Source organism: Vibrio chemaguriensis, from assembly GCF_012275705.1.
Lineage (GTDB): Bacteria > Pseudomonadota > Gammaproteobacteria > Enterobacterales > Vibrionaceae > Vibrio > Vibrio diabolicus.
Window position 1 is genome coordinate 41,180 of record NZ_SHOE01000028.1, and the last position, 11,445, is coordinate 52,624.

Here is an 11,445-nt window from a genome sequence, read left to right on the forward strand (position 1 = left end):
CGGGCGGTTTTTCTTTTCTTATGACTTCATACTGAATTTAGAATTTTCTTTTTAAGCCCCATCAACCCGCTGCAGAAATGTCGTATTTCTTCATCTTATGGTTGAGAGTGCTCATTGGCAGCGCCAATTGCTCAGCGGCCTTCTTGGTGTGCCAATTGCAGGCATTTAAGCAATCGATGATTACTGTACGCTCGTATTGGCTAACGACGTCCTTAAGGCTCTTTGAAACGTCTTCTAAATCCGCTTGTGCTTGCTGCTCGTAAGCAGGTTGCTCTGGGGTAGGTGAAGCTGCTTTCATGTCGATACTTGGTACATCTTCTGGGATTTGTTCGCCAAACTCAATGTGAGTAATGGTTTCAAAATCGGACAGTAGCACCGAGCGCTCGATGATGTTCTTAAGCTCACGCACGTTACCTGGGTATTGATAGGCAAGGAGCTGTTTACGTACATTGGCACTTAACCCTGGCGCTTGCGGCAAACCTAGCGTGTTAGTCGTGTGTTGCACGAAATGCTCAGCAAGGGGAATAATGTCCGACTTGCGTGCTCTCAGTGGTGGTAATGTAATAGGGAACACATTCAAACGATAGAACAAATCGGCACGGAATCCGCCATCTTTGATTTGCTGCATAAGATTACAGTGGGTTGCGGCGATAACGCGAACGTCCACTTCAATCTCTTTGCTAGTGCCGATTGGGCGAACTTTACGCTCTTGCAGTACACGCAGTAACTTCGCTTGTAGTAGCATTGGCATATCGCCAATTTCATCTAGGAAAAGCGTGCCGCCGTTGGCTGCTTCAAACAAACCGACTTTGTCTTTGTCTGCGCCCGTAAATGAGCCTTTCTTATGGCCAAAGAGTTCTGACTCTAATAACTGCTCTGGGATTGCGGCACAGTTCTGTACGATCAAAGGTTGTTCTGAACGATTAGAGTTTTCGTGAATGTATTTCGCGATCACCTCTTTACCAGCGCCCGTTTCACCACGCAACAGCACATCGACAGGAAGAGATAGCACCTTATCAAGACGATTCAAGACATTGAGCATTTCTTCGCTCTCTGCAATAGGACCTTGATAGGCTTTCTGGGTACGCTTTTTGAGCTGAGTGTTCTCGCGTACTAGGGCTTGATTGTCGGCATTGAGATTTTTTATTACTTGCCCGTATTGCTCTAACCAAACGGCTTGGCGAATATTACTCGCGGCCATATGACAAAACTCAGTCAAGGCTGCCTCGTTGTCGATGACGTTCAAATCGAGTAAGACTAACAGCCCAATGGTTTTGCTTTCGCTATCAATCAAAGGCCAAGCCAGTAAGTTCTCGCTTTTTAATCCCAGTGTCTGCTCAGTTTGATAGATGCTTTCGCAGTCATAACCGTTGTACTTATACAACTCGTTAATCAACACCACTTCACCATTACGAATAGCAAAGTTAAATGGGTCGTTCTCACTGGCTGAGTCTAACTGTAATGCTTCCCAAGGGTGGGAAACAATCGTTTTATCGTTATGGTGAGCGGTACTTGGAATCAACGCCTGGCCAGTCTGGTCCAAAACATAAATGATGCCATGTTTTGCGAGAGTCATTTGTCTCGCAGCGGTCAACACAGCATCCAACGTTTGGGTAAGCTGGCTGCGATCAGCCAAAGACTGACTGATCGCAAGTAGGGCGTTACTAAGTTCGCTATGGTTAGCTGAACGCATAGGTTAGTGTTCCTTGCTCATCGACAGACACTTCGATTTGCGTATGTGAATCATCCTTGTCATGCACCAATAGCTGAGTCGATAGTTGCGGCAGCAACTGACGGTTGATGACCGCGTCGATATTACGCGCGCCTGTTTCAGCAAGGCGACAGTTACCTAATACGAACTCAACCAAGCTTTCTTCGTAGCTTAGCGACAACTTGTGATGGCTCTGTAGACGCTGAGAAACTTTGTTCAGCTTGTGGTGAATAATTTCTGTCATTGCTTCATCAGACAGCGGAACAAATGGTAGTACTGACATACGTGCCAACAGCGCCGGCTTGAAGTGTTGGTTCAAAGTAGGGCGAATAGCTTCTGCGATAATGTTCGCATCGATGTCTTTTGATTGATGAACCAAAGATTCAATCTCGTGCGTCGCAAGATTACTGGTCATGATGATCAGCGTGTTCTTGAAGTCGATGGTGCGACCTTCGCCGTCGTTCAGCGTACCTTTGTCGAACACTTGGTAGAACAGGTTCAACACTTCAGGGTCGGCTTTTTCCACTTCATCAAGAAGTACAACAGAATATGGACGCTGACGTACCGCTTCTGTCAGCATGCCGCCTTCACCGTAACCTACGTAACCCGGAGGTGAACCGATTAGGCGAGATACCGTGTGCTTCTCTTGGAACTCAGACATGTTAATGGTCGTCATAAAGCGCTCACCGCCAAACATTTGATCAGCAATCGCACGAGCTGTCTCGGTTTTACCCACACCACTTGGGCCAACCAGAAGGAATACGCCTGTCGGTGCGTCTGGATTACCTAAGCCAGCTTTCGCGGTTTGAATGCCTTCAGACAGTGCATCGATCGCGTATTCTTGGCCTTTGATGCTTTGTGTTAGGCTTTCTTTCAGTTTTAGCGTGGTTTCTGCTTCGTCTTGAAGCATCTTACCCATTGGAATACCCGTCCAGTCCGAGATGACGTGGCTGACTTCATCTGGACCCACTTCAAAGTGAACCAGTGGGTTGCCATTGCGGATTGCGTCTAGCTGTTCTTGGCAGGCTGAAATTGCAATGCGAACGGCTTCTTCATCCATTTCTGCATATGGAGAAACGTCTTGCTCTTGTTCTGAATCCTCGTCTGCAGCAAGTTCTTCTTCATTTGCTTCGCCAAAGACCAGTTCATGCAAGCGAGAGCGCAGAGCAATCATCTCTTGGATCTGCTCTTTTTCTTTGTGCCATTGGGCTTCTTGTTCAGCTAGCTCTTCTTTTGTTGTTTCCATTGCCAGTTTTAGGTCTGGAATATTAGCAAGGTTGTGCTTGTCGCCAGTTTGCTGCAGAGCATCACGCTCAAGTGCTTCAAGCTCGCGCTGTTGAGCTGCAAGTTCTTGCTGCAGTGTCTCAACAGAAGCAGGAATGGCATTAAGGCTGATGTTCACTCGTGCACACGCCGTATCTAGTACATCGATCGCTTTGTCTGGCAGTTGACGGCCAGAGATGTAACGCGCAGAAAGTGCTGCCGCAGCGGTGATAGCATCGTCACGCACGTAAACGTTATGTGATTTTTCATAAGCAGGGCGCAGACCACGAATGATCAATGCTGCTTGTTCAGGAGATGGTTCGTCGAGTTTCACCAATTGGAAACGACGTGCAAGGGCAGGATCTTTCTCGAAGTACTTCTTGTATTCCGACCATGTTGTCGCAGCGATGGTTTTCACTTCACCACGCGCTAGGGCTGGTTTTAGCAAGTTTGCCGCGTCGCTGCCGCCCGCTTGGTTACCACCACCAACAAGGGTGTGTGCTTCATCGATGAAAAGAATGATAGGGGTTGGCGAGTTTTTCACTTCATCCAATACCGCGTTTAGGCGTTTTTCGAATTCACCTTTTACGCTTGCACCAGCTTGCAGAAGCCCCATGTCCAGGCCGTAAAGCTCAACACCTTTAAGGTTGTCTGGTACGTCACCTTGTACAATCTTAAGTGCCAAGCCTTCTACTACTGCGGTTTTACCAACGCCCGGTTCACCAACAGCAATAGGGTTGTTTTTACGGCGACGAGCAAGAATGTCCACGATTTGGCGGATTTCTTGGTCGCGGCAGAAAACAGGGTCGATTTCGCCTTTGCGTGCTTTACCAGTGAAGTCGGTTGTGAACTTGCTCAGTGCTGAACCATCTTCACGAGCTTGTGTTTTCTCTGAAGTAGCAACTTGCGCCTCAATAGAGTGGCTTGTTAGCTCTGCAAAGTTACGCTTAAGGCTGTCAGGGTTTACCGCTTCAAGGATAGAGGCGTAACCATGTTGGCCGTAACGGAGAGGGTTGCTAACAAGAGTAAGGAGTAGGGCGCCAGAGCGGATTTGTGTTTCGGATAGATCTAAAGAAGAAACCAGCCAGCTTTCTTGCAACCATTCGATTAATAAAGCAGAAAAAACAGGTTTGCTGCCATTTCCTTTGGCGTTGGTGTCGAGTGTGGATCGAACCGATTGTCTTAATAAGTTCTCAGAACAATCAAAATGACTTAATAAGACGTCAAAATCACTATTTGGCCTTTCTAATAGACTCAGTAAATAATGCTCAATTTGAACTTCGTTTGCTTTTTCAGAGACTGCAAGTGCAGCGGCGTCTTCTAATGCTACTTTTGCAATCGGGTGTAGACGCTGAATTAATGAAGAAAGGTTTATATTTATCATAGCCATTTTATTCTTTAGAGGAAAAGAGGTAGCGGCTATTATACTAAAAGTGATTGCGTTCTTTTTTTATCAAGATATTTTGACTATCGTTTGTTGGTTATTTTTAATGATTATTGTGACATTAATGTTTGTGGTTATTTTCATGACGTTGTTATTCTAAATTAATTGATAGTAAAAGTGTCGGATTTATTAGTTTTAATGACTTTATTTACACAGTTTTATATGGTTATTTTCACTTTTTAAAATTAGAACAATTTATTATTATCTTAATCCAACTTTTTGGTTTTTTATCCAATAAATTGTACTCAAGATATTAGTGAATAATGTCTCGATTTGTTTAAGTCGTTGTTTTTGTTGTGTTTTTAAAGTTGGCACGGACTTTGATTATACCAAGTAGTCGCGGTGATAAGCGATTTGGTGATTTAAACAAAACAGATTTTAGAAAAGGAAATAGCGATGCCAACTCCAGCATATATGTCTATCCAAGGTGAGACTCAAGGCCATATTACTAAAGATACTTACTCTGCAGATTCAGTAGGTAACACATGGCAAGAAGCTCACGTTGATGAGTTCCTAGTACAAGAACTTGATCACGTGCTAACTGTTCCACGTGATCCACAAAGTGGTCAGCCAACTGGTCAACGTGTACACCGTCCACTTGTTGTAACTAAAGTTCAAGATCGCTCATCTCCACTACTATTCAACGCATTAGTATCTGGCGAAAAACTTCCTGAGTGTGTGATCCGCTTCTACCGTACTTCAGTTCAAGGTAAACAAGAGCACTACTACTCAATCAAATTGATTGATGCGCTACTTGTCGATATCCAAACTCGTATGAACCACTGTCAAGACGCAGCAACAGCTGACCGTGTGACAGAAGAAGTGCTTAAGTTCACTTACCGTGCGATCGAAGTAACTCACGAAAACTGTGGTACTGCGGGTAACGACGACTGGCGTGCTCCACGCGAAGCTTAATTGCTCGTCGCGTAAAGATTCAGGGCCAACGATTGTTGGCCCTAATTCGATTATTTGTATCAGGTAAAAGATATGGTGAATGACGTAGAATTTAAATTTGAAGTGCCTGGATGTGGGCATGAATTTCGGGTTGAGAGCTTTCATGTTCATGAAGAGTTATCTAAGCCTTTCCACATCAATCTCTCATTACTTTCACTTGATCCAGATATCTCGTTCGATGAGTTAATACGTAAAGCTGGAACATTGACACTTTACGGACAAGGTGTTGGGGCTGCGCGTGTGTTCAACGGCGTGGTGAATGAAGTTCGTTACTTAGGGACTGGACGTCGTTTTTCTCGTTATCAATTAGTCTTGGTTCCTCAAGCTTGGTTCTTATCTCAGCGCCAAGATTGTCGTATTTTCCAGCAAAAGTCAGCGCAAGACATCATCACAGAAGTACTCGATGATGGAGCAGTCACCGATTACCGATTTGAAGTGTCGGGTACTTATCCTCCAAAAGAATACGTTCTGCAATATCGTGAGTCTGACTTGCACTTCGTGCAGCGCATGATGGCTGAACACGGTATGTGGTATTACTTTGACCATAGCGATTCAAATCATACGATGGTCATTGTCGACAGTAATGACGCGATTGCACCTTTGATAAGCTCACCACTAAATGCTTCATACATTGGGCCGATTGTTTATCATGCCGATGGTGGCGGTGTTGCCGATCGCGAACATATCTCTGATCTCGAGTTAGTTAACCGCGTTAGAACGGGACAGGTTACGTACACAGATTACAACTACGAACACCCTAAAATTCCACAAGAGATGACACAGGCTGGTGAGCTAGACCAAGATCTCAAGCAGTTTGATTATCCTGGACGATACGTTGACCCACTGATGGGTCAGGTGAGAACCACGGAATGGATGTCTGAGCACATTGTCGATAATCAACAAGTGGAAGCAACCAGTGACGTAATGCGCTTAGCATCTGGTTACAGCTTTAACGTCAGTGACCATCCGCGCTCTGAGATCAACCGCGATTACCTTATGTTGTCTGTAATGCACACAGGGCAAGATCCGCAAGTGCATGAAGATGAAGCGAGTGGTATGCCAACCACTTACTACAACCAGTTCTCATGTATTCCACGTGATGTGGTATTTAAAGCGCCTAAACTAGCGGCACCAGTAGTGGATGGCCCGCAAACGGCGGTTGTTGTAGGACCAGAAGGTGAAGAGATTTACACCGACAAGCTTGGTCGAGTGAAAGTACAGTTCCATTGGGATCGCTATGGCGATAACGATGAACACTCAAGTTGCTGGATCCGCGTAAGTCAATCCATGGCGGCGCCAACTTGGGGCGCAGTTTATTTGCCGCGTATTGGCCACGAAGTCGTAGTAACTTTCCTTGAGGGGGATCCAGATCGTCCGTTAGTTACGGGCGCAGTTTACAACGGTTTGCATTTCCCACCGTACTCTTTGCCAGAAAACAAAACTCGTACCACATTCCGCACGCAAACGCACAAAGGAACAGGTTACAACGAGTTGAGTTTTGAAGACGAAGCGAACCAAGAAGAAGTCTATATTCACGCTCAAAAAGACATGTCTACCAAGGTGCTCAACAACCGTTACCGTGATATCGGTCAAGATGAATTCTTAAAGGTTGCACGTCACCAAACGAATGAAGTTCATGGTGACCATAAAGAAACCATTCATGGGCATAAAACGACACAAGTAAACAGTACGTTTACCGAGACAGTCGAGCAAGACGTTACCGTCACATACAACGCGAATGAAGCTCAGTATGTGAAAAACAATTCTGACTTAGAAATTGGTGATAACCGTACGACTAAGATCGGTAAAAATGATGATTTAGATATTGGTGAAAACAGTAACCTTACTATCGGTGCATCTAAGAGTTCAGACATTGGTGCGGATGATAACCAGACGGTTGGTGGCAACTTAACGGTATCAGTGAAAGGTAACACCGCTTATAAAGCCGATGGTGCGACGCAAATTATCAGTGGCGACAAGATTGTATTGAAAACGGGTGGTTCCTCTTTAGTGATGAACAGTGATGGTTCAATAAAGTTATCAGGCTCGGCTATTACGATCGAAGGCAGTGACAAAGTCGTCGTGAAAGGTGGCAACGTAGTGGTTAACTAACAATGGAAAAACAACGTCTTACAACAGAAGTAATATCAGAGCAGCAAGCCGAATCAACGGCTTGCTTTTCGCGTTTTGGAATAATAGTGGCTATCAATGAGTCTACGGGCAGTGTGCGAGTTGATTTTGATGGTAACCCATTTAAGCAGCCACTCACTGCGAGACTAGGACGTGGCTTTCGTCGTTCTGAACTGCAAATGGCTATCGATAATCGATTAAGTTGTCGAATTGAGTTTTTGAACGACGACTTAAGCTTGCCTCTTGTGACGGACATTTTTTTCTCCATTCTGGATGACTCTGATGAGTTTGTATTGCGAGCGAAGAAGATGGTTATCGAGACAGAACAAGAGTTGGTAGTCAAAAGTGGTGAGACAGAAACTCGCTATAGCGGGCGCGATGGACGAATTACCACTAAAGCGAAGTACGTCACTTCTCAAGCAGAAAAAGCACAAAAAATTCAAGGCGGAACGATCGCAATTAACTAGTTACATCGCGTTAGCTAATGGTTTTGTGTTAACAAGTCACGCCGAGTGAGCTAATTACTTCGAGTTAACTAATTGCAATCGCGTTATGGCACGCTAATAACGGACAACTAGATGCGACAAAGAATCGGTGCCGAGCACCTAAAGGCACCCATAACCAATCAAGAAGTCGAAGGCGCGTTAGCAAAAGCTGAGCGCGCTGTGAATGACCTTTCCCAGTTGCCAGTAACATGGCTGGATTTCTGTAATGAAAAGCTGTCCATTGCTTCTGAAAGTATCGGGTTTTTAATCAGGCAGCGAGTTCAAATTCACAAAAGGGGTTATCCAAGTCGTGAGTTGGAGTATCTCAAACTGATCGAACGCCAAATTGAAGAACTGGAGCAGGTGTACTTGTCGTTTTATCGATTAGCGCCGGGCTTACTCCATCAATTAAGAAGCAAAGAGCCAGAAATCTATATCTGGCTCATGTTACAAGGAGAGCTAGGTTCAGATCTTGATAACCTTTTGTGTGGACTGAGTTTGCTCGAAGATATTGACGCTAAAACTGCAATGGTCGTTGCCGTGCAATCTCCGGTTGAATCTATGGATAGCACGCTTTCGGAGCTTATTGAGGGTAATGCGACATCCAGTGCGTTTTACTTTGAATGCTTACGTGTACGTCAAACACTAAGCGTCTCTCTCATCAAGCGCTGGAACAAAGCCAGCATCATTAGCTCTCATGTTGCTTTGCCACTACTCGCTTTACAAGACGTGAAAGAGGGGATTGATTGGCTCAATGACAATGCAGGCAGCGAACAATATCTATTTGAACGTTTGATTACCAAACGTGACAGAGGCACTTGGTTCCGTCAGAGCTTTGGCATCGAACCAAATGGATTACCATCAGCGCAAGTGCTCACTTATGCCAAGTTGCTTGAGTTAAAAGAGTTTGAGGCGTTTGATATCTCTTCTTCATTAGCACCTGTTGATTTTGCGCTGAGTGGTGATTGGAAGTTGATGCCCCAAATCATCGAGCACTTGGAAAGTCTGGAGGAAGCTGAAGGTGAAGTTTGGCTTCAAGCCTTGTATGTCGTCTACGGAAAGCTTCTTCCTCTGACTCCGCAAGATGTTGGTGTCGAGTATGAATGGGAAGAGATCGTCGATCTTCTCAATGAGTGGGTGGAAGATGAAAAACACATCCAAAATCTACCAAGCCGCTTGGGTTACGCATTGAGCTTCGAGTCTACGTTAGCTGCGATGAAAGATTCTAACGTTGATGTGCTGTTCCGCGACTGGCTATGGCGCCAAATCTGCATTCAATCCAGAGCCTACGTGCCTTGGGATATGGCGATGCCGATACATCAGCAAGACTGGAACTTCAACAATTTAAAGGCCGCACCTTCTGCGAGCGAACGATTCAACTTAAGGAATAGCAATGCAGTTATGGGATATTGAGACGCACCCTGAGCTATCACTTAAAGGTCGTTTTCAACGTGACGAAAACGGCGATGAAGTGTGGGTTGTCGTTGCCAAACGCACATGGCAATTCGATGGTGTGGTTTGGCACGAATTAGGTGAAAGTGAAATCTTCGATGATCCCCAATATTTGGGCGAAGAAGGCTTCTCTGCGATGAAAGTTGACCACGAGTTCGCGTATACCAAAGACAACACAGATGTACTTGTTTACGGCAAAGCGCGCAGCTACGCGAAAAAGCCAGTGACATACCAAGAGTGTCGTGTGCTGATTGATGGTCATATCGATAAGACTCTCGCTATTCACGGGGAACGCGTATGGGTTGAGCATGCTGGCAGTATCACGCTGAGCAATCCAGTCCCATTTATTGAAAAAGACATTGATTACACTTGCGCGGTAGGCGGTGATTTACGTAACCGAATAGGCGGTGGTGTTGCCGATTCCAACAAAGAATTGCTTGAACAGAAAGCACCTTCGGTTTTTTATCCTCGTGAGGATTGGAGTTCCGACGTGAAAAAACTACGCGTTGCGGGGTTCGGGCCAGTGCCTCCGTTCTTTGAGTCGCGCCAGAAGCTGGCTGGCACGTTCGATGACGACTGGATTGAGAACCGCAAGCCAATGTTGCCACTCGATTTTGATAAGCGGTTCTTCCAAAGCGCGCCTATTGATCAACAGTGCAAAGGCTTCCTTCGTGGGGGGGAGCGTTTGATGATGAGTGGCTTTTGTCATGATGACACGCTTTCATTCCGTATTCCTAAAGAGAAATATCGAGCAACTGCCGTTTTTAATAACGATAGCTATCAAGTTGATATGGCGATGTACACCTTATTCGTTGATGCTGAAAAGAAAACCATATCAATCAGTTACACCGCTGCGTTTCCTTGTCAGGGTAAAGAGCATTTGTTGGTGTCGACATCGATCACTAAGTTGGAAGAGGTAAGTGAGCATGCATAATTCAACAGGCCGTTACGTGCTAGGTATGGAAGTGATGACGCCAACCGGTATGAATTTAGATATTGCCAGTGCAGTTTCGTATGCTGATTTAGGAAGATTCGACCAATGTGTAGGGGATGATGGTATCGAGCGTTTTACTTACGCAAAAATCGAATACACCAAAGAAATTGAGCAGTTTGAGAAAACGTGTGAGTTAATAACCCACTTGCTTGATTCATTGTTGGAACAATTGCCGCGTTCTTTAAAGCCGATTCCGTTACTTATAGCGGTGCCTGTGTCTGTTTCACTAGTAAAGGTGCAAGAATGGCTTGGTGAAAGTCACTACGCTGAATTTGTCTCTGTGGTGAATGCCGTTCATGCCAGTGGGCCTAGTTTCGTTCTCCAGGCTATGAAATCATTGGATAAATACGATGCCATGATGTGTATCAGTGTCGATTCCTTGGTGAATTCGATGCAAACACTCATCGACGATGCGATGGTAATGAGTACGAATAATCCATGGGGCGTTATTCCGAGCGAGGGTGGGGCAGGTTTAATTCTTTGCCGTAGAAATACCATAGAGACATTGAAACTTAAGCCTCAAGCGCAACTTGGCTATATTGATACGGAATTAAATACTTCAGACCGAAGAGGTATGTTTCGACTTGTTCAACGTGCGAGTAAAAAGCTCGATTTATTTGGTGAAGTGTATTCCGATATGACGAACCTTCGCATGCACTCGGAAGATTACGGCTTTGCTCTGGGGGCTAAAGCAGAACGATTCACGAACCCAGAACAACCGCAGCTTATCAATGAGTTGTGGGGCACGATGGGCAGTTGCTCTTCTCTAGCCTTAATCGCCTTTGCGGTCAGAGATCACCATTTTAGGCAACCAACCACGTTGTTAATGTTTGACTTTCATGGTGACAAGGGGATTCTCCAGTTGCTGCAATGTTAGTAGGCACTCATCGATCAAATGGCAATGAAAATACACTCATATTATTAGGTTTACGTTTGTATCATGAAAAAGCGTATAACTGATGCAGTGAAAGCGTAAGTAAAAAACTCTAATACTGTCTCTTATACACATCTG

8 protein-coding genes are annotated in these 11,445 nt (G+C 45.1%); 6 read left to right on the forward strand and 2 right to left on the reverse strand.

What is annotated here, in order from left to right; all coding sequences use genetic code 11:
* Positions 1-61: 61 nt before the first annotated feature.
* The gene (locus EX191_RS19850; RefSeq protein ID WP_193448331.1) at positions 62-1,693 is read right to left on the reverse strand and encodes a sigma-54-dependent Fis family transcriptional regulator; all 1,632 of its coding nucleotides are present in this window, start codon (positions 1,691-1,693) and stop codon (positions 62-64) included.
* The gene (gene tssH, locus EX191_RS19855) at positions 1,680-4,358 is read right to left on the reverse strand and encodes a type VI secretion system ATPase TssH (RefSeq protein ID WP_193448332.1); all 2,679 of its coding nucleotides are present in this window, start codon (positions 4,356-4,358) and stop codon (positions 1,680-1,682) included. Before tssH ends, EX191_RS19850 begins: the two co-directional genes overlap by 14 nt.
* Positions 4,359-4,814: 456 nt before the next feature.
* Here tssH and EX191_RS19860 point away from each other — a divergent pair, with 456 nt between their 5' ends.
* From EX191_RS19860 to EX191_RS19885, 6 genes are all read left to right on the forward strand, one after another.
* Entirely contained in the window at positions 4,815-5,333 is a 519-nt protein-coding gene (locus EX191_RS19860; protein WP_005373415.1) for an Hcp family type VI secretion system effector, read from the forward strand.
* Positions 5,334-5,405: 72 nt separating this feature from the next.
* Positions 5,406-7,484: a type VI secretion system Vgr family protein gene (locus tag EX191_RS19865; RefSeq protein ID WP_109169809.1), complete on the forward strand. Its 2,079-nt coding sequence runs from the start codon at positions 5,406-5,408 to the stop codon at positions 7,482-7,484.
* A 2-nt stretch (positions 7,485-7,486) separates the two neighbouring features.
* On the forward strand, positions 7,487-7,969 hold the full coding sequence (locus EX191_RS19870; protein WP_193448333.1) for a hypothetical protein: 483 nt from the start codon (positions 7,487-7,489) through the stop codon (positions 7,967-7,969).
* A gap of 111 nt (positions 7,970-8,080) precedes the next feature.
* Entirely contained in the window at positions 8,081-9,400 is a 1,320-nt protein-coding gene (locus EX191_RS19875; RefSeq protein WP_193448334.1) for a hypothetical protein, read from the forward strand.
* The gene (locus EX191_RS19880) at positions 9,381-10,373 is read left to right on the forward strand and encodes a DUF2169 family type VI secretion system accessory protein (RefSeq protein WP_193448335.1); all 993 of its coding nucleotides are present in this window, start codon (positions 9,381-9,383) and stop codon (positions 10,371-10,373) included. Before EX191_RS19875 ends, EX191_RS19880 begins: the two co-directional genes overlap by 20 nt.
* Positions 10,366-11,310: a hypothetical protein gene (locus EX191_RS19885; RefSeq protein WP_193448336.1), complete on the forward strand. Its 945-nt coding sequence runs from the start codon at positions 10,366-10,368 to the stop codon at positions 11,308-11,310. The genes EX191_RS19880 and EX191_RS19885 overlap by 8 nt, the downstream gene beginning before the upstream one ends.
* Positions 11,311-11,445: the final 135 nt, after the last annotated feature.